The sequence below is a fragment of the Janibacter sp. Soil728 genome, from assembly GCF_001428305.1.
Classification (GTDB): Bacteria; Actinomycetota; Actinomycetes; order Actinomycetales; family Dermatophilaceae; genus Janibacter.
The window spans coordinates 62639-81464 of sequence record NZ_LMRZ01000004.1 but is presented as its reverse complement, the minus strand read 5'-3'; the positions used below and the strand labels follow the sequence as shown (position 1 = coordinate 81464).

General features: G+C 69.8%; 19 protein-coding genes. 11 read left to right on the top strand and 8 right to left on the bottom strand.

Translation table 11 applies throughout. The features are described 5' to 3' along the window. Window positions 1-2: 2 nt before the first annotated feature. Window positions 3-833, bottom strand: coding sequence for a sugar phosphate isomerase/epimerase family protein (locus ASG73_RS07150; protein ID WP_055993043.1), 831 nt, complete (start codon window positions 831-833; stop codon window positions 3-5). Window positions 834-865: 32 nt separating this feature from the next. Then, window positions 866-1750 (bottom strand): Ppx/GppA phosphatase family protein, encoded by an 885-nt coding sequence (locus ASG73_RS07145; RefSeq protein WP_442905344.1) that lies wholly within the window; start codon window positions 1748-1750, stop codon window positions 866-868. A 123-nt stretch (window positions 1751-1873) separates the two neighbouring features. Here ASG73_RS07145 and ASG73_RS07140 point away from each other — a divergent pair, with 123 nt between their 5' ends. The 6 genes from ASG73_RS07140 (at window position 1874) to ASG73_RS07115 (ending at window position 8845) form a co-directional block, all read left to right on the top strand. Then, window positions 1874-2710 carry a hypothetical protein gene (locus ASG73_RS07140; RefSeq protein WP_055993037.1) on the top strand — a complete coding sequence of 279 codons (837 nt, stop codon included), beginning with the start codon at window positions 1874-1876 and terminating at the stop codon, window positions 2708-2710. Then, complete coding sequence (locus tag ASG73_RS07135) at window positions 2707-4131, top strand: FAD-binding oxidoreductase (protein ID WP_055993036.1); 1425 nt, start codon at window positions 2707-2709, stop codon at window positions 4129-4131. Before ASG73_RS07140 ends, ASG73_RS07135 begins: the two co-directional genes overlap by 4 nt. A gap of 79 nt (window positions 4132-4210) precedes the next feature. Next, a complete protein-coding gene (gene radA, locus ASG73_RS07130; protein WP_055993034.1) occupies window positions 4211-5608 on the top strand; it encodes a DNA repair protein RadA in 1398 nt (465 codons plus the stop codon). Between the two features lie 9 nt (window positions 5609-5617). Next, window positions 5618-6694, top strand: a complete 1077-nt coding sequence (gene disA, locus ASG73_RS07125; protein ID WP_082567150.1) for a DNA integrity scanning diadenylate cyclase DisA — start codon at window positions 5618-5620, stop codon at window positions 6692-6694. Between the two features lie 7 nt (window positions 6695-6701). Beyond that, window positions 6702-7943 carry a DUF4185 domain-containing protein gene (locus ASG73_RS07120; protein ID WP_055993030.1) on the top strand — a complete coding sequence of 414 codons (1242 nt, stop codon included), beginning with the start codon at window positions 6702-6704 and terminating at the stop codon, window positions 7941-7943. Beyond that, complete coding sequence (locus tag ASG73_RS07115) at window positions 7940-8845, top strand: A/G-specific adenine glycosylase (RefSeq protein ID WP_055993028.1); 906 nt, start codon at window positions 7940-7942, stop codon at window positions 8843-8845. Before ASG73_RS07120 ends, ASG73_RS07115 begins: the two co-directional genes overlap by 4 nt. 188 nt (window positions 8846-9033) lie before the next feature. Here the strand turns inward: ASG73_RS07115 and ASG73_RS07110 are convergent, their stop codons facing one another. Together ASG73_RS07110 and ASG73_RS07105 are read right to left on the bottom strand one after the other, a co-directional pair. Beyond that, window positions 9034-9531, bottom strand: a complete 498-nt coding sequence (locus tag ASG73_RS07110) for an amino-acid N-acetyltransferase (protein ID WP_055993026.1) — start codon at window positions 9529-9531, stop codon at window positions 9034-9036. A gap of 59 nt (window positions 9532-9590) precedes the next feature. Then, complete coding sequence (locus ASG73_RS07105) at window positions 9591-11015, bottom strand: LVIVD repeat-containing protein (protein ID WP_055993024.1); 1425 nt, start codon at window positions 11013-11015, stop codon at window positions 9591-9593. Between the two features lie 171 nt (window positions 11016-11186). On the opposite strand from ASG73_RS07105, the gene ASG73_RS07100 reads away from it, so the two are divergent. The 4 genes from ASG73_RS07100 (at window position 11187) to ASG73_RS07085 (ending at window position 13401) form a co-directional block, all read left to right on the top strand. Next, window positions 11187-11870, top strand: coding sequence for a DUF305 domain-containing protein (locus ASG73_RS07100; protein WP_055993022.1), 684 nt, complete (start codon window positions 11187-11189; stop codon window positions 11868-11870). Window positions 11871-11966: 96 nt separating this feature from the next. Then, the gene (locus ASG73_RS07095) at window positions 11967-12329 is read left to right on the top strand and encodes an ArsR/SmtB family transcription factor (RefSeq protein WP_055993020.1); all 363 of its coding nucleotides are present in this window, start codon (window positions 11967-11969) and stop codon (window positions 12327-12329) included. Beyond that, entirely contained in the window at window positions 12326-12823 is a 498-nt protein-coding gene (locus ASG73_RS07090) for an SRPBCC family protein (protein ID WP_055993017.1), read from the top strand. The genes ASG73_RS07095 and ASG73_RS07090 overlap by 4 nt, the downstream gene beginning before the upstream one ends. Beyond that, complete coding sequence (locus tag ASG73_RS07085; protein ID WP_082567074.1) at window positions 12820-13401, top strand: TIGR03086 family metal-binding protein; 582 nt, start codon at window positions 12820-12822, stop codon at window positions 13399-13401. Before ASG73_RS07090 ends, ASG73_RS07085 begins: the two co-directional genes overlap by 4 nt. Before the next feature lie 135 nt (window positions 13402-13536). On the opposite strand, the gene ASG73_RS07080 is transcribed toward ASG73_RS07085, so the two are convergent. From ASG73_RS07080 to ASG73_RS07070, 3 genes are all read right to left on the bottom strand, one after another. Next, window positions 13537-16059: an ATP-dependent Clp protease ATP-binding subunit gene (locus ASG73_RS07080; RefSeq protein WP_055993016.1), complete on the bottom strand. Its 2523-nt coding sequence runs from the start codon at window positions 16057-16059 to the stop codon at window positions 13537-13539. Window positions 16060-16217: 158 nt separating this feature from the next. Next, window positions 16218-16532 (bottom strand): antibiotic biosynthesis monooxygenase family protein, encoded by a 315-nt coding sequence (locus tag ASG73_RS07075; RefSeq protein ID WP_055993014.1) that lies wholly within the window; start codon window positions 16530-16532, stop codon window positions 16218-16220. Between the two features lie 95 nt (window positions 16533-16627). Next, window positions 16628-17326 (bottom strand): DUF4328 domain-containing protein, encoded by a 699-nt coding sequence (locus ASG73_RS07070; protein ID WP_055993012.1) that lies wholly within the window; start codon window positions 17324-17326, stop codon window positions 16628-16630. A 76-nt stretch (window positions 17327-17402) separates the two neighbouring features. Between ASG73_RS07070 and ASG73_RS07065 the strand changes: the two genes are divergently transcribed. Next, complete coding sequence (locus ASG73_RS07065; protein WP_055993010.1) at window positions 17403-17990, top strand: flavin reductase family protein; 588 nt, start codon at window positions 17403-17405, stop codon at window positions 17988-17990. On the opposite strand, the gene ASG73_RS07060 is transcribed toward ASG73_RS07065, so the two are convergent. Beyond that, window positions 17991-18815, bottom strand: a complete 825-nt coding sequence (locus ASG73_RS07060) for an Fpg/Nei family DNA glycosylase (RefSeq protein WP_055993008.1) — start codon at window positions 18813-18815, stop codon at window positions 17991-17993. Window positions 18816-18826: the final 11 nt, after the last annotated feature.

Below are 18826 nucleotides of genomic sequence, written 5' to 3'. Positions count from 1 at the left end.
CATCAGGACGCCGAGCCGACCGCGGCCTCGCCGGCATCCTCGACCTGGCCCAGGTGTCGCCGGGCGAACTCGAGCGACTCCCTCAGGTCGTCCTCGCGCTCACGCGGTCGGCGGCGGGTCCCGACCTCGAGCACGACCGATCCGGAGAACCCGCTCGTCGCGATGTGCTGGAGGACCTCGGCGCACGGCTGGGTCCCACGGCCCGGGACGAGGTGGTCGTCCTTGAGTGTCGTGAGGTGGCCGTCGGCGAGGTGGATGTGCGAGAGACGATCACCGAGGTCGAGCACCATCTGCATCGCGTCACTGCGCGCGGTCGCGGTGTGCGACAGGTCGATCGTCACGTGGTCGTAGGGCTGCGGCACCGGGTCCCAGTGCGGCAGGTATGCCTGCACCTGCCGGCCGCGGGCCGCCCACGGAAACATGTTCTCGACGGCCAGGACGATGCCGCTCTCGTCCTCGCGCTCGGCGACCCCGTCGGCGAAGGTGCGGGCGTACTCCTTCTGCCAGCGGAAGGGCGGGTGGAGGACCACCGTCGGCGCACCCACCTCGTGCGCGAGCTCGATCGACCTGTCGACCTTGCCCCACGGGTCCGGGCTCATCACCCGCTGGGTGAGCAGCAGCGTCGGTGCATGGATGGAGACGATGTCGATGCCGTGGTGGTCGGCGAGCGCGCGCAGTGCCCCGGCGTTCTGCGAGATCGGATCGGTCCAGACCATGATCTCGACGCCGTCGTACCCGAGTCGCGCGGCGGTCTCGAAGGCCGCGGCCGCCCCCTCGGGATAGACCGAGGCCGTGGACAGCCCCACCGGCAGCTGGCGTGCTGGATCTGGCATGTACCGAGCGTAGCCCCGCGCGGGGGACGGACTCAGGCCAGCACGTCGAGGTACCGCAGGAGCACGCCCTCGCGCAGCGCCCACGGGCAGATCGTCAGCTCCTCGACACCGAGCAGGTCCATCGCGGCCTCGGCCACGATGCCCCCGGCGAGGATCTGGTGGGCCCGTGAGGCCGAGACGCCCGGCAGCTCGACCCTCTCCAGCGCGGTCATCGGCGTGATCCGCGCGATCGTCGCGGTGACGTCGGAGCGGCGCAGTCGACGCTCGACATAGGGCCCGTCGGTGCTGGGCGCGGCTCCGGCGATGCGAGCCAGCGAGCGCATCGTCTTGCTCGTGCCCAGGACGGTGTCGGGCGAGCTGGCCTTGGCATAGGGGCGGATCTCCTTGGCGAGCGTGGCCCGCACGTGGCGACGCGCCTGCTTGATCTCGTCCGCGCTCGGCGGGTCCGCGGCCAGCAGCTCACGGGTCGTGCGGCCGGCCCCGAGGAGCAGGGACTTGGCGATGTCGGGGTCCTCGTCGTCACCGAGGGTCAGCTCGAGCGAGCCCCCACCGATGTCGATGACGAGCAGCTTGCCCGCCGACCAGCCGGCCCACCGTCGGGCGGCCAGGAAGGTCAGACGCGCCTCGTCCTCACCACTGAGCACCTGCAGGTCGACGCCCGTCTCGGCGCGCACCCTGGCGAGCACCTCGTCACCGTTGGGCGCCTCACGGACAGCGCTCGTCGCGAAGGCGAAGACCTCCTCGGCCCCGTGGTCCTCCGCGACCTGGAGGCACTCGGCGACGAACCGGGAGAGGTCGGCAGCGCCCCCTTCGTCGATCCGACCCTCGTCGTCGACGTGCTCGGAGAGCCGCAGCAGGATCTTGTGGGACGTCGCAGGGATCGGCGCCGCACCGTGGTGGGCGTCGACAATGAGCAAGTGGACGGTATTGGAACCGATATCGATGACACCAAGGCGCACGTGGCCACAGTAGACGCAGGAGGAGGACAACCTGCTCACCGCGGGCCCGGGTCGTGGCTGCCGCGGCATAGGGTGACGGCCGTGAGCGATGACACTCCCCAGCACCCCGGCGAGACCGACCTGACGACGGCGCGCACCTGGGTCGAGTTCGAGGACCCCGGCGATGACGAGCAGCGCTTTCGCTGCGACCTGACCTGGCTCACGTCCTCGTGGACCTGCGTCTTCGGCAGCGGGTGCCACGGCATCGACGCCGACAAGCCCGACTTCGGCTGCTGCGTGCTCGGGGCGCACTTCACCGACAAGGACGACTTCACCCGGGTCAAGGCGATCGCCGACCAGCTCGGCGAGGACGAGTGGCAGCTGCACCCCGGCTCCACCCGCAAGTCCGCGTGGACCGAGAAGGAGGACGGGGACCTCAAGACCAAGGTCGTCGACGGCGCCTGCATCTTCTTCAACCGTCCGGGATTCCCCGCCGGCGCGGGCTGCGCCCTCCACCAGCACGCGGTGCTCACCGACGTCGAGCCGCACACCGTCAAGCCGGACGTGTGCTGGCAGCTGCCGATCCGCCGCACCTACCGCACGGTCGAGCTGCCCGACGACAGCAGCTATCTCGAGGTCAGCATCGGCGAGTACGACCGTCGAGGGTGGGGCGCGGGCGGGCACGACCTGGACTGGTACTGCTCCGGCAGCCCCGACGCCCACGTCGCCGTCGACCCCGTCTACGTCACCGAGCGCGCCGGACTCGTCGAGCTCATGGGCGCCGCCGGCTACGAGGAGCTCGCCGCGCGCTGCGAGGCCCACCTGGCGCTCGTCGCCGCCGTCACCACGACGAAGGGAGGGTCCCGCCCTTCGCCCTCCGGCCGGGCCCTCCTGCCCCTGCTCGTCCACCCCGCCACCCTCGCCGCCCAGCAGAAGTGACCGTGGAGCCCAGCGACCTCACGACCTCGATCCGGTCCGAGCTGGGCCCGCTGCTCGGCGACGGGGCGCTCGTCACCGACCCAGACGTCGTCGGGTCCCACTCGCGCGACCAGGCGCTGTGGTGCCCCGACGAGGGCGCGCTCGCGCTCGTGCGTGCGCGCACGATCGAGGACGTGCAGGAGACGATGCGCTTCGCCACCCGTCACCGGGTGCCGGTCGTGCCGCAGGGCGCGCGCACCGGGCTGTCCGGCGGGGCCAACGCGGTGCCGGGCTGCCTGCTGCTGTCGCTGGAGCGGATGACCCGAGTGCTGGACGTCGACGCGTCCGAGCGCACGGTGACCGTCGAGCCGGGGATCATCAACCAGGACCTCAAGGACGCGCTCGTCGAGCACGGGCTGTCCTATCCCCCGGACCCCGGGTCGGTGGCGATCTCCTCCATCGGCGGAAATGTCGCGACCAACGCCGGCGGGCTGTGCTGCGTCAAGTACGGCGTGACGCGCGACTACGTCCGGCAGCTGCGGGTGGTCCTCGCCGACGGCACCCTGACGACGATCGGCACGACGACGGCGAAGGGGGTCGCCGGCCTCGACCTGCGCGGCCTCTTCGTCGGGTCCGAGGGCACCCTCGGCGTCGTCGTCGAGGTCACCCTGCGCCTCGTCCCCGCCCTGCCGCAGCCGCTGACCGCGGTCGCGACCTTCGCCGACCTGCGCCACGCGGCGGCTGCCGTGGCCGACCTGATGGCCTCGGGCGCGCAGCCCTCGCTGCTCGAGTCCATGGACGGCACGACCCTGCGGATGATCAACGCCTACCGCGACATGGGGCTGGACGACGAGGCGGGCGCGATGCTGCTCATGCAGTCGGACGGCAGCGGCAACCCGCAGACGGCTCGCACGGAGGTCGAGGCCTTCGCCGCCTTCGCCGAGGCCAACGAGGCGATCGACGTCGCCTTCTCGGAGGACCCCGCCGACAGTGCGGCGCTCGTCGCGGCGCGACGCCTGGCGCAGACGGCCTACGAGCACCACGCCCAGTCGCACGGCGGAGGCCAGCTCCTCGACGACGTCTGCCTCCCGCGGCACCGGCTGCCGCAGTTCTACGACCGCCTCGACGAGATCGCGGCGGAGACCGGGCTGACCCTCGCGGTCGTCGCCCATGCCGGTGACGGCAACACCCACCCGTCGATCTTCTTCGACGCGTCCGACGCCGAGGACGTCGCGCGAGCCGACGCCGCCTTCGACCAGATCATGGAGGTCGGGCTCGAGCTCGGCGGGACGATCACCGGCGAGCACGGCGTCGGATACCTCAAGCAGGGTTGGCTGGCGCGCGAGCTCGACGAGGGCAACCGCGGCATCCACCGGGCCGTCAAGGCCGCACTCGACCCGCTGGGGATCCTCAACCCCGGCAAGATGTTCGCCGACCTCTGAACGCACGGCGCTCACGGTCGCGGGGCGGCTGGCCCCCCGATGACGTGGCGTTGTCGGGGTGGGCACGTAGGTTCTGAGCATGGCATCGAAGAAGGGCGGCCCCACCTACCGCTGCACTGAATGTGGCTGGACCAGCGTCAAGTGGGTCGGCCGCTGCGGCGAGTGCCAGGCCTGGGGCTCTGTCGACGAGGTCGGTGGCCCGACCGTGCGCACGCTGGCTGCCGCGAGGGTGGAGCGTCCCGCCGTACCGATCCGCGACGTCGACGCCGAGGCGGCGACCCACCGCAGCTCCGGGGTGCCGGAGTTCGACCGCGTGCTCGGCGGCGGCCTCGTGCCCGGCTCGGTCGTGCTCGTGGCCGGCGAACCGGGGATCGGCAAGTCGACCCTCCTGCTCGACGTCGCCGCGCGCGTGGGCGAGCAGCGCCGGGTCCTCTACATCAGCGGCGAGGAGTCGGCTGCCCAGGTGCGCGGTCGCGCCGAGCGCATCGACGCCGTCACCGACGGCCTCTACCTCGCCTCCGAGACCGACCTGTCCACCGTCCTCGCCCAGATCGATCAGGTCCGTCCCGACCTCGTCGTCATCGACTCGGTGCAGACCATCTCCTCGACCGAGGTCGACGGTGCGCCCGGCAATGTCGGGCAGGTGCGCGAGGTCGCCGGGTCGCTCATCCAGGCCGCCAAGTCCGCGGGCTTCGCGATGCTCCTCGTGGGGCACGTGACCAAGGACGGGTCGATCGCCGGCCCCCGCGTGCTCGAGCACCTCGTCGACGTCGTCGTCCAGTTCGACGGCGACCGGCACTCGCGGCTGCGGCTCGTGCGCGCCGTGAAGAACCGCTTCGGCCCGACGGACGAGGTCGGCTGCTTCGACCTGTCCGACACGGGCATCATCGGCCTGGACGACCCCAGCGGGCTCTTCCTCTCCAGCCGACACATCAATGTCCCGGGGACCTGCGCGACCGTGACGCTCGAGGGCCGCCGGCCGCTGGTCGTCGAGGTCCAGTCACTCGTCAGCCCCTCACAGATCCCGACACCCCGCAGAGCCAATGTCGGACTCGACAGCGGACGGCTGGCCATGATCATCGCCGTCCTCGACAAGCGGGCGGGGGCCCCGATCGGCAACCAGGACACCTATGTCTCCAGCGTCGGCGGGGTCAAGATCACCGAGCCGTCGAGCGACCTGGCCGTCGCGGTCTCGATCGCCAGCGCAGTCCTCGACGAGCCCATCGCGCACGACCTGCTGGCCCTGGGCGAGGTGGGTCTGAGCGGCGAGGTGCGCCCCGCCGCCGGGGTCGCGCGGCGTCTGACCGAGGCAGCCCGCCTGGGCTTCCGCACGGCTCTGGTGCCCAAGGGCGCTCTCGGCGACTCCCCCGCCCCACAGGGCATGGAGGTCATCGAGGTCGTCGACGTCGCCACGGCCATCACCCGGGCCCGAGGCCGCCATGCCCGACCACACCTCGTGCCCAGCCGCACCCCATAGACTCGCGTGGTGCCCGACACCGATGATGAGCTCTTCCGGTCGACCCTTGCCGCGGTCGCGCCGGGCTCCGTGCTGCGCGACGGCCTCGAGCGGATCCTGAGAGGCAACACCGGCGCCCTCATCGTGCTCGGCCACGACAAGCTCGTCGAGTCCCTCTGCACGGGCGGCTTCGACCTCAACATCGAGTTCTCCGCGACGCGGCTGCGTGAGCTGGCCAAGATGGACGGTGCCGTCGTCGTCGACTCGAGCGTCTCGCGCATCCTCAAGGCGGCGGTGCAGCTCGTGCCCGACTCGAGCATCGAGACCATCGAGAGCGGCACCCGGCACCGCACGGCCGAGCGCGTGGCCAAGCAGACGGGTCACCCGATCGTCTCGGTGAGCCAGTCGATGCACATCATCGCGCTCTACGTCGACGGACGACGGCACGTGCTGCGCACGACGACCGAGCTGATCTCCCAGGCCAACCAGGCCATGCAGACCCTCGAGCGCTACACCAACCGTCTCAACGAGGTGACCGGCACGCTGTCCGCCCTCGAGATCGAGGACCTCGTCACCGTGCGTGACATCGCAGTCGTCCTCCAGCGACTCGAGATGGTCCGGCGCATCCACTCCGAGATCGCCGAGTACGTCCTCGAGCTGGGTGTCGACGGGCGCCTGCTCACGCTGCAGCTCGAGGAGCTCACGGCCGGGTTGGACGACACCCTCGACGCCGTGATCCTCGACTACCTCGACCCCGAGGGTGCCGTGGCCTCCAGCGCCCAGGTGCTCGACAACCTCTCCGCCCTCGATGCCACCGAGCTGCTCGACCTGGGGCACGTGGCCAAGTCGATGGGCTTCGCCATCGTCGGTGAGTCCATCGATGCCTCGGTCAGCCCGCGGGGGCTGCGCATCCTCGGCAAGATCCCTCGCCTGCCGGGAGCGATCGTCGAGCGACTCGTCGACCACTTCGGGTCCTTGCAGCGTCTCCTGGCCGCGGGCATCGACGACCTGATGGCCGTCGACGGGGTCGGCGAGCTGCGCGCGAGGACCGTGCGTGAGGGGCTCTCCCGACTCGCCGAGTCCTCGATCCTCGAGCGGTACGTCTGAGCGACCGGTGGGTCGCTTCCTCGTCTCCCTGAGCGCCGGGATCCTCGTCATCCTCGGGGGTTGGGTCGGATGGTCCCGGGCCGGCACCGTCGACGACCTCCTGGCCGACGCCAGCTCGGTGGCGGCCCCCTCCACCGACACGACCTCGTCCACGGGCGGCGCGGCGTCACCGCTGACCACGGACCCCGACACGTCCATCTCGCTGCTGGACAGCCCGGCCAGCCCACCCTGCAGCCGGCCCCGACCGGTCGGCGCGGCCGGGATGAACCGACTGATGGAGCAGCTCGACGGCGAGCCGCGCCTCCAGGGAGGCGACCATGGCGGCAGCGCCGCTCTGGCCGACGGGCGGCGGCTCTTCGTCTACGGCGACACCATCCGCGACCCGGTGACGGTGTCCCCCTTCATGGTCCGCAACTCCGCTCTCGTGGCCAACCGGGGGTGCGTGACGGCGCTACCCGGCCCGTCCGGGGACGCCTTCATCCCCGACGACTCCGACAACACCGGGTACTGGCCCATGTCGCTGCGGTCGGTCGCCGTCACCGGAGGGACCCAGGTGCAGATCATCACCAACAGGGTCCGCCAGACCGGCGACGCCTCCGTCTTCCAGACCCTCGGGTCCTCGCTCGTGACCGTCGAGGTGCCGACCGGCCGGATGCCGCAGGTCGTCGACCAGCAGCCTCTGGCCGCGGACTCGAAGGATCCCCGGATACCGACCTGGGGAGCCGCGATGTGGGACCACGACGATCACGTCTACGTCTTCGGCACGGCCAGCAACGAGACCAAGACGACGGCCGGCTGGTCCCTGCACGTCGCCCGCACGACGCCCGACGAGCTCGGCGACATGGACCGCTGGGAGTACTGGGACGGCACGAGGTGGGCGGTGCGATCGGACGTCTCGGCCCACGGCACCGCCGAGCTGATCCCCGCGGAGCAGGGGGTGTCGCACGTCCTGTCGGTCTTCGAGCGCGACGGCTCCTGGTACGCGGTGAGCAAGGAGGGCGACTTCCAGGGCCGCTCGCTCGCCGTGTGGAAGTCGCCCTCCGTCACGGGGCCCTGGACCAAGCACATCATCGAGCCGCTGGAGAACTCCGACGGCATCCAGCGGTACACGCCCTTGGCCCACCCGGACTTCGTCACCCCTGCGGGGACGCTGCTCATCTCGTGGAGCGAGTCGCCCGTGGACCACGGTCTCTACCGCACCGACCCGCACATGTACCGGCCCCGTTTCCAGGAGATCATCCTCCCGTGACGACTCCCGAGCCCTCGGCCCCCGCCGCCGGTCCGGCGCTGCGTTCCGCCGTGCTGGACTGGTACGCCCGACACGGACGCGACCTGCCCTGGCGTGACCCGGACTGCACACCATGGGGTGTCTACCTGTCCGAGGTGATGTCCCAGCAGACCCCCGTCGCGCGGGTGCAGCCCGTCTGGGAGCGGTTGCTCGAGCGGTGGCCCACCCCTGCGGCCCTGGCCGCGGACTCCCCCGGTGAGGCCGTGCGCATGTGGGACCGGCTCGGCTACCCCCGGCGGGCACTGCGGCTGTGGGAGTCGGCACGGGTCATGGTCGAGCAGCACGAGGGACAGGTCCCGCGCGATCATGAGCACCTGCTGGCACTGCCCGGGGTCGGCTCCTACACCGCCGCGGCCGTCGCGTCCTTCGCGTACGAGGACCCACGCACGGTCGTCGACACCAATGTGCGGCGGGTGCTGGCGCGAACGGTGAGCGGCACGCAGCACGCAGCACCCGCGCTCACCGCCGCCGAGATGCGCCTGGCCGACGCCTCGATGCCGCAGGACGCCGACGAGGCCAACCGGTGGAATGCCGCCTCCATGGAGCTCGGCGCCCTCATCTGCACCGCCCGCGCGCCACGGTGCGACGAGTGCCCCGTCGCCCACCTGTGCGCGTGGCAGCTCGCGGGCCGTCCCGCCCATGAAGGACCGGTCCGTCGCGGGCAGGCCTGGCACGGCACCGATCGGCAGGTACGCGGCCGCATCGTCCAGCTGCTGCGCGAGAGTCCCGACCCGGTCTCGCGCGGTGCCCTGGGCACTGCCTGGCCCGACGACGAGAGCAAGCTCGAGCGCTGCCTCGCAGCGCTGGTCGACGACGGGCTGGTCGAGCCGCGTGCCGGCGACCACTACGCCCTCCCCAGCTGAGCGGCCCTCCCCCTTCGTCCAGCCGGGCACCGCACGACGCCAAGACGAAGCATTGCCATAGGGCAATGCAACCCTGCGGGCATTGCCCTATGGCAATGCAAGGTCCCCGTCTGGCTGCATTGCCATAGGGCAATGCAGGGCAGCGCACCGGGGAGGGCGTCGGCGCGGGCCGAGGCCGCAGGTGGCGCTCAGAGCTGGCGGAGCATCCGGGTGTTGCCGAGGGTGTTGGGCTTGACCCGCTCGAGGTTGAGGAACTCGGCGACGCCTTCGTCGTAGGAGCGCAGCAGCTCGACGTAGACGTCCGGGTCGACGGCCTGGCCCTCGATCTCGGCGAAGCCGTGGCGGGTGAAGAAGTCGGTCTCGAAGGTCAGGCAGAAGAGTCGCTCGACGCCGAGCTCCACCGCGTCCTGCGCGAGGGTCTCGAGGAGCGCTCCGCCCACCCCCTTCCCCAGCTGACCGTCCGCGACGGCGAGCGTGCGGATCTCGGCGAGGTCGTCCCACATGACGTGCAGCGCACCGCAGCCGACGACCTGACCGTCGACCTCCGCGATGCGGAACTCCTGCAGCCCCTCGAAGTAGGCGACGGTGTCCTTGCTGACGAGGACTCGCCGCTGCGCCAACGGCGTCACGAGGGAACGGATCTCGCGCACATCGCTGGTGCGCGCGCGGCGGATGGTCAGGGTCACCCGGACAAACCTACGCCCCCACCACGAGGGCGGGGGCGCAGGCTCAGGACGAAGGGAGATCAGCGCACCGGGTACTCCGGCTGCGACTGGGGGTTGAGCTCGCCCATGCGGATCGTGTCAGCCCTCTTGACCGCCGGGTCGTTGAACTTCAGCACGTCGAAACCGCGAGCGATGTCGGAGGAGAAGAGGTGACCGTTGTAGTAGTAGGTCGACCAGGTGCCCCCGATGCCCTCGTCCGCGGGCAGCGGGCCCCGCTCGAAGTAGCCGAGCTCGTGCGGGTTGTCCGAGTCGGTGAAGTCCCAGACACTCACGCCGCCCTGGTACCAGGACTGGACCATCAGGTCACGTCCTGCCACCGGGATCAGCGAGCCGTTGTGTGCCACGCAGTTCTCGGTCTCGGTCTGGTGACGCGGGATCTTGTAGTAGGACCTGAAGGTCAGCTCGTGGTCGGCGGACAGGTCGTAGATCGCGTTGGCGCCGCGCTCGGGTCCGGTCTCGGCGTCGCAGGTCGGAGCACCGCCACCACCGAGCTCATCGGTGAAGACGACCTTGGTCGCGTCGGCGTTGAAGGTCGCGGAGTGCCAGAAGGCGAAGTTCTCGTTGTCCTGGACCTGCTCGATGACCTTGGGCTGCTCCCGGTCCGCGATGTCCATGATGATCCCGTCGCCCATGCAGGCACCGGCAGCGATGTCCTTGTGCGGCAACGCGGTGATGTCATGGCAACCGGTCGTCGAGGAGCGGTTGGCGATGGGCGTCGGGCCGGGGCCACCGGGGTTGCCGCCGTCGGGGAAGAGGTTGGGCGTGGCGATGACCTCGGCCGTCGTCGGGTTGGCCTTGTCGACCTTGACGATCGAGATCAGGTCGTGCGGCGTCTGGCAGTCCGGGTACTGCGCGCGCGGCGAGTAGCTCGAGACGTAGAGGTAGTCGTTGCCCTTGGTCTCGCCCTTGCCGGGGACGAGGGTGTGGGTGTGCGACCCGCAGGCGGTCTCGACGGACTTCAGGTACTTGGGATTCTTCACATCGGAGATGTCGAAGATCTTGATCCCCTCCCAGCTCTCCTTCTGGGTCGCCGACTGAGAGGTGGAGGCGCACGAGTCGTCGCTGCGGGAGGAGTCGGTCGACAGGTAGAGCAGGTCGCCCGAGACCGAGATGTCGTTCTGGCTACCGGGGCAGCTGACCTGGACGATGGTCCGCGGCTGCCTGGGGTTGCTGACGTCGATGATCGAGAAGCCGTCGTAGTTGCCGACGAAGGCCTTGCCGTCCTGGAAGGCCATGTCGGTCCCGAGGCCTTCGGCGAGGGCTCCGGACGGGGCGATGTTGGCCAGATGCTTCACATTGGCGCTGCGACCGATCTCGTCCGTCTTCAGGTCGGTGCCAAAGACGCCGATCCGATCACCAGGTCCGGTGGCGACGGCTGAGCCGACGCCCGCGCCGGAGAAGGCCAGTGCCGCGATCGCGGCGACGGCCAGGGTAGGTCTACGCATGGTTCCTCCCAAGTGGCGTCCGCCGGTGCGGGATGTGCCCGGCGGGGGTAGACACACCCTTGCGTGCAACACACATCCACGGTTCCTGCATCGCTCCCCGGTGGGGTCAGGTTTTGGTCAGGTCCCGCGACGCGGTCCGCCGCGGCGACGAAGGCCGCTACCGTCGGCCGGGTGAACCGCCGCCTCGCCGCTCCCTTCGCACTCCCGCTCGCACTCACCCTCACGTTGGCCCTGGGCGGCTGCACCTCGGCCGAGCCGACGACGCCCCCGGCCACCTCCCCCGATGCCCCGGTGCTCCAGCCCGGCTCTCCGGGCGAACCCAACACCTCGTTGAGCGGGACCTCTGCCGTGGCGACCCCCAAGGTCACCCACAACGATGCCGATGTCACCTTCTTGCAGGACATGATCGTCCACCACGCGCAGGCCATCGTCATGAGCGACCTGGTCAAGGGGCGGCTGGTCGACAAGCAGGTGAGCGGCATCGCCAGTCGGATCCGGGACGAGCAGAAGCCGGAGATGAAGGGCATGGCCGCAACGCTGAAGTCCTGGGACGAAAAGGTCCCGGTCGAGGCGACCAACCCGACCCTGGGCTCCAGGGTCGGGCACGCGCAGCACGCAAAAATGCCCGGGATGGCCACGCAGAAGCAGCTCGACGCGCTCACCACGGCCAAGGGTGCTGACGTCGACCGCCTGTACCTCGACCTGATGACCACGCACCACCAGGGCGCTCTGACGATGTGCAAGACCCTGGGAGACAAGGGATCAGACGAGCGCACGAGCGAGCTCGGCGACGACATCAATGTCGTCCAGCAGAAGCAGATCGACCAGATGAAGGCCATGCGCAAGCGGCTCTGACCCTCGTCGCGCCGGCCACTCACCCACTCCCCTCTTGACCCTGACCTCCCCCAGGTCTAATGTCGTATTCAACCTCAAGGTTGAATAAGGAGCAGCGTGACGGACCACCCAGACGAACGGCTCTCCCGGGCATTCGCCGCACTCTCCGACCCCGTCCGGCGGGACATCGTCGCCCGCCTCACCATCGGTGACGCCACCGTGTCCGACCTCGCTTCCCCCTACGACATCAGCCTCCAAGCCGTGAGCAAGCACGTGAAGGTCCTGGCCGATGCCGGGCTCGTCAGCCAGCGCAAGGAGGCCCAACGCCGCCCGGTCCATCTCGAGAGCCAGGCGTTGGCCGCGATGACCGGTTGGATCGAGCGGCACCAGCAGCGGGCCGAGCAGCGCATGTCCCGTCTCGAGGAGGTCTTGGCGGACCTCCCTTCGTCCGACACCACCGAATCAGGAGCAGACCGATGAACCCCACCCCGGACCGCATCACGACCGCGACCATCGAGGCCGACCCCGACGTACCTCTCGTCCGGATCACCAGAGACTTCCGGGCCAGCGCCGCGCAGCTCTTCGCTGCACACACCGACCCGCAGCTCTACGCGCGATGGGTCGGCCCGGAGTCGGTCGGCACCGTCATCGACCACTGGGATGCGCGCACGGGCGGCAGCTGGCGATTCCTCAACACGCGCGGCGACGAGGAGTACGGCTTCCACGGCAGCTTCCACGAGGTCTCCCCCGAGCGCATCGTGCAGACCTTCACCTTCGAGGGCTTCCCCGACGGCGTCTCGCTCGAGACGATGACCTTCGAAGACCTCGGAGACGGCTGGACTCGCCTGCACAGCCAGTCGCTGGTCGACTCCTTCGAGGGCCGCGAGGCGATGCTCGCCTCCGGCATGGAGGTCGGCATCAACGAGGGCTACGCGGCCCTCGACTCGATGCTCGCGGCTGGGGAGGTCGCATGACCTCACTGCCCGAGATGTCCGTCGTGGATCGCTACCGGTCCGCGGCAGGCACCTTCACCGACCGGGTCCACGGGACCCGCGACTGGGACGCCCCCACCCCCGTGGCCGAGTGGCGAGCTCGCGACGTCGTCGGCCACCTCACCACGTGGCTGCCCGGCCTGCTCGCGTCCGGCAGCCCGGTCGTGCTGGACCCGGTGCCGTCCGCCGACGAGGACCCGGCCGGCGCCTGGGCCGCGACCGATGCTCAGGTCCGGGCCCTGCTGGAAGACCCGGCGAGCCAGGAGGTCACCTTCGCCCACGAGCACATCGGCGAGCTGCCGCTGCCGGCGATGCTCGACCAGTTCTTCACCAGCGATGTCGTCTTCCACACCTGGGACCTCGCCCGGGCCACTGGGCAGGACGACCGGCTCGACGAAGACTTCATCGTCGGCGCGCTCGCGGGCATGACCGCTCAGGCAGAGATGATCCGCGCCTCCGGTCAGTTCGGTGAGCAGCAACCGGTGCCGCCAGATGCCACCGATCAGGACCGCTTCCTCGCCTTCATCGGGCGAGACCCCAGGTGGTCTCCGCCGACCTGAGGGCAGCACACGGCCCATGACGAAGGGAGGGTCCCACCAGCTGGTGGGACCCTCCCTTCGGCCCTTCGAGACGCTCGCTGCGCGAGCTCCTCAGGGAGCGTTGCGGCTGCTCCTCAGGGAGCGTTGCGGACGGGATCAGCTCCCGGCGCCGCCGTCACCGGCTCCGAGGAGCGGGACGTCGAGATCGCCGATCTTGGGTGAACCTTTGAAGGTGAAGACCGCTGCCTTGCCCTCGCCCTCGACGTCCACCGCGACGATCTCGCCGGCAGTGAGGTCGCCGAAGAGGATCTTCTCGGACAGCACGTCCTCGATCTCGCGCTGGATGGTCCGCTTGAGCGGACGCGCACCGAGCACCGGGTCGTAGCCGCGCTTGGCGAGCAGCTCCTTGGCCGCGGGCATGAGCTCGATACCCATGTCCTTGTCCTTGAGCCGCTGGTCGAGCTTGGCGACCTCGAGGTCGACGATCTGCACGATCTCCTCCGGGCTCAGCTGCGGGAAGACGATCGTGTCGTCCACGCGGTTGAGGAACTCGGGGCGGAAGTGCTGCTTCAGCTCGTCGGTGACCTTGTCCTTCATCCGCTCGTAGCTCGACTGGTTGTCGGAGCCGGAGGTGAAGCCCAAGGACCCCTTGGAGATGTCCCGGGTACCGAGGTTGGTCGTCATGATGATGATCGTGTTCTTGAAGTCGACCATCCGGCCCTGGGAGTCAGTCAGACGCCCGTCCTCGAGGACCTGCAGCAGCGAGTTGAAGATCTCCGGGTGGGCCTTCTCGACCTCGTCGAAGAGGACCACCGAGAAGGGCTTGCGGCGCACCTTCTCCGTCAGCTGGCCACCCTCGTCGTAGCCGACGTAGCCGGGAGGCGAGCCGAAGAGTCGGCTGACCGTGTGCTTCTCGGAGTACTCCGACATGTCGAGCGTGATGAGGCTGTCCTCGTCGCCGAAGAGGAACTCCGACAACGCCTTGGCCAGCTCGGTCTTACCGACACCGGTCGGACCGGCGAAGATGAACGAGCCACCGGGACGACGCGGGTCCTTCAGACCAGCGCGCGTGCGACGGATCGCCTGCGAGATGCCCTTGATGGCCTCGTCGTTGCCGACGACCCGCTTGTGCAGCTCGGCCTCCATGTTGAGCAGTCGGCTCGACTCCTCCTCGGAGAGCTTGAAGACGGGGATACCGGTGGAGGCAGCGAGCACCTCGGCGATCAGCTCCTCGTCGACCTCGGCGACGACATCCATGTCGCCGGCCTTCCACTCCGCCTCGCGCTTGGCCTTCTCTGCGAGCAAGTTCTTCTCGTCGTCGCGCAGGCTCGCCGCCTTCTCGAAGTCCTGGCCATCGATGGCCGACTCCTTCTCCAGACGGACCTTGGCGACCTTGTCGTCGAACTCCTTCAGCTCCGGCGGGGCAGTCATCCGACGGATGCGCAGCCGCGCGCCCGCCTCGTCGATGAGGTCGATCGCCTTGTCCGGGAGGAAGCGGTCGTTGATGTAGCGGTCGGCCATCGTGACCGCGGCGACGATCGCCGGGTCGGTGATGGTCACCTTGTGGTGCGCCTCGTAGCGGTCGCGCAGGCCCTTGAGCATCTCGATGGCGTGCGGCAGCGACGGCTCGGCGACCTGGATCGGCTGGAAGCGACGCTCCAGGGCCGAGTCCTTCTCGATGTGCTTGCGGTACTCGTCGAGCGTCGTCGCACCGATGGTCTGCAGCTCACCACGGGCGAGCATCGGCTTGAGGATGCTCGCGGCGTCGATCGCGCCCTCGGCAGCACCCGCACCGACGAGGGTGTGGATCTCGTCGATGAAGAGGATGATGTCGCCGCGCGTCTTGATCTCCTTGAGCACCTTCTTCAGGCGCTCCTCGAAGTCACCGCGGTAACGGCTGCCGGCGACGAGGGAGCCGAGGTCGAGCGTGTAGAGCTGCTTGTCCTTCAGCGTCTCGGGCACGTTGTCGTCGACGATGTCCTGGGCCAGACCCTCGACGACGGCCGACTTGCCGACGCCGGGCTCACCGATGAGGACCGGGTTGTTCTTGGTGCGTCGCGAGAGCACCTGCATGACGCGCTCGATCTCCTGCGAGCGCCCGATGACCGGGTCGAGCTGCCCCTCACGGGCGGCCTGGGTCAGGTTGCGGCCGAACTGGTCGAGCACCAGGGAGCCCGCGGGCTGGCCCTCGGCGGGGCCTGCGCCGGCGCCGACGCCGGCCGCCTGCCCCTCCTTGCCACCCTGGTAGCCCGAGATGAGCTGGATGACGGTCTGGCGCACGCGCCCGAGGTCTGCCCCGAGCTTGACGAGGACCTGGGTGGCGACACCCTCGCCCTCGCGGATCAGGCCGAGCAGGATGTGCTCGGTCCCGATGTAGTTGTGGCCGAGCTGCAGCGCCTCACGGAGGGAGAGCTCGAGGACCTTCTTGGCACGGGGGGTGAAGGGGATGTGCCCCGACGGTGCCTGCTGGCCGGGGCCGATGATGTCCTGGACCTGCTCACGGACGGCATCCAAGGAGATGCCGAGCGACTCGAGTGCCTTGCTGGCCACCCCTTCGCCCTCGTGGATCAGGCCGAGCAGGATGTGCTCGGTCCCGATGTAGTTGTGGTTGAGGAGGCGCGCCTCCTCCTGGGCGAGGACGACGACCCGGCGGGCCCGGTCGGTGAACCGTTCGAACATGGGATCTCCCCTTCACGTGGTGCTCTGACCTCGATGCTAACCGTGCCCGCTGCCTGAGCCGGGCGGCGAGCCTCTCATGGGGTCACAACGCAGGTACCCCCAACCCTGTTCCATGACACGGTGGGGTGCACCCTGTGTTCGCTCTCAGCGGATCCTGATCACTCTGGCGCGCGAGCCGGGACGTCGAGGACGACGTCGAAGCCGAGCAGCTCCGCGCCCGTGGCCACCGGCTTCTTGGCCTCACCGGAGTGGGCGGTTCGGGCGTCCCCGTCGCGCCAAGCGGCGAAGGACTCCTCGTCGGCCCACCGGGTGACGACGAAGTAGCGGTCGCCGCCCTCGGTCGGGCGCAGCAGCTGGAAGCCCTCGAAGCCGGGCGACTGGTCGACGGCTCCCTGACGAGCGGCGAAGCGGCGCTCCAGCTCCTCGCGGGCCTGCTCGGGGACGCTGATGGCGTTGATCTTGACGATGCTCATGACCCCATCCTCCCCCGGCCCGCCGCAGCGACCGCGCCCCACTGGAGACCCAGGTGCATCGTGACGAGCCACGAGGTCCACCAGGGCCAGCACCATCAGCGCGTTGACGAGGCTGGCGGCGTCTGGGCAGCCGTGGGGGTCGGGGGGTGAGCAGCCTCGTGCGCATCGCGGCTGACGCTCGCCACGACCGCCCACCATGTCGGCAGGGCAACGAGCAGGAGCAGGGCCGCGATGCAGGTGCCGAGCACCCAGCTGCCGACCTGGTCGGGCGTCATGAGGTCTGCGCCCATGCGGGAGCTGGCGTTGCCGAGGACGATCGCCACGAGCCAGGCCGTCCACCAGATCGTCAGGAGCCGTCGAGGCGTCGCTCCGCGCATGGCGGACAACGAGTCGCTGACCACCTGGAGCGGGAACCAGAGGCTGACGATCGGGACGATCCAGCCGAGGACGGCCCAGACGTCCGAGCGTCGGTACGGGTGGTGGGGAGCGACCGCGCGCGCGACACCGCGCACGCCCAGAAGCCAGACCGACCCGGCGAGCCATGCACAGCTCATGAGCACGAGCTGGACACCGCCCAGCACCGTGAGGATGACGAAACCGCGTGACTCGTCGCCGGCGCCCTCGACGTACGCCTGCATCTCCCCCTTCGTCACGAGGGCCACGACCGCGCTGGCGACCGCGACCAACGTCCAACCCACGGCGGCTCCCACCGCCAGCCGACCGGAGAGGACCGGTGCCGTGACCGGCGGTCGCGGGATCGACGTGGTGGCAGAGACGCCGGTGATCTGACTCATGCCGTCGAAACTAGGGTCGCGGCCCAGCGCCTGCGCGCCGAGAGCGCCTGCCCTGTGGACAACCTAGGCTCACGTCATGCGCACGGTCTTCGACGTCAGCGATCCCGACACCAACGCCTACGCGTTGCTCACCTCCGTGGTCGTGCCCCGGCCGATCGCCTGGATCACGAGCATCGGGTCCGACGGCACCGGCAACCTCGCTCCGCACTCCTTCTTCAATGTCGCGTGCGCGCGACCCCCCATCGTCAGCTTCACCTCGGTCGGCCGCAAGGACACGCTGCGCAATGTCCTGCAGACCCAGCACTTCGTCATCAACCTCGTCAGCGAGCAGCTCGCGGACCTCGCCAACGCGAGCAGCGCCCCCTTCGCCCCCGAGGTGGACGAGGCGGACACGCTCGGGATCACCCTCGAGCCGAGCGAGCTCGTCCCCGTACCGCGCGTGGCGGACTCACCGGTGTCCATCGAGTGCCGTCTGCACTCGAGCATCAAGCTGGGCAACAGCCACCTCGTGCTCGGAGATGTCCTCGCGATCACCGTCTCCGACGACGCCCTCGTCGACGGCCACCCGAGCATGGAGGCGCTGCGCCCGATGTCGCGGCTCGGCCGTGACGAGTGGGGGCGACCGCCGGAGGTGGTCCACCTGACGCGGCCCGAACGGCCCTGATCAGCTGCGCCGCTGGCAGTTCCCGCACCAGTACAGGACGCGACCGGCGACGTCCTTGGCCTTGACCTGCGACCCGCACCGGTCGCACTCCTGGCCGGTCCGCTTGTAGACGTAGCTCGTCCGCTCGGCGAGGTGCACGTCCTCCCCCATCGCCAGCGCGGACTCGACCTGCTCGATCTGCTCGTCGACGGTGACGATGCGGCTCGTCGCGACACCGAGCGGCAGCAGGCGGCGCAGGTCCGCCCAGATGAGGTCCCACGAGGCCCGCTTGAGCCGCTCACCCGGAGTCGCCGGGTTGATCTGGTGCCGGTGCAGCACCTCGCACCGGTAGACGTTGCCGACACCGGCGAGCACGTCCTGCTCCATGAGCAGCGCCGCGATCGACTTGCGCGACCGGTGGATCCGCTCCCATGCCGGCCCACCATCGGTGTCCCGCAACGGATCCGGCCCGAGTTTGGCATGGACCGCGTCCTCCTGCTCCGGCGTGATGACGGCGCACGTCATCGGTCCGCGCAGGTCCCCGACGTGCTCATCGGTGGCGATCCGGCAGCGGACCTGACCGACGACCGGTTGCTCCCCCACGTACGCCGCGGAGTCGATGGTGAAGGTCCCGATGAGCCCGAGGTGCACGTGCAGGACCCGATCGCCGGCGAACTCGACGAAGAGGTGCTTGCCGTGTGCCCGCGCCTCGATCAGCTCGTGGTCGGTGAGTAGCGCCGCGCCAGCGCCGAACCGTCCCTGCGGGGAGGACACCTCGACGACCTGCCCGGCGAAGGTGCCGTGCAGGTCGCGAGCGAGGCGGTGGAGAGTGTGGCCTTCAGGCATGACGAAGGGAG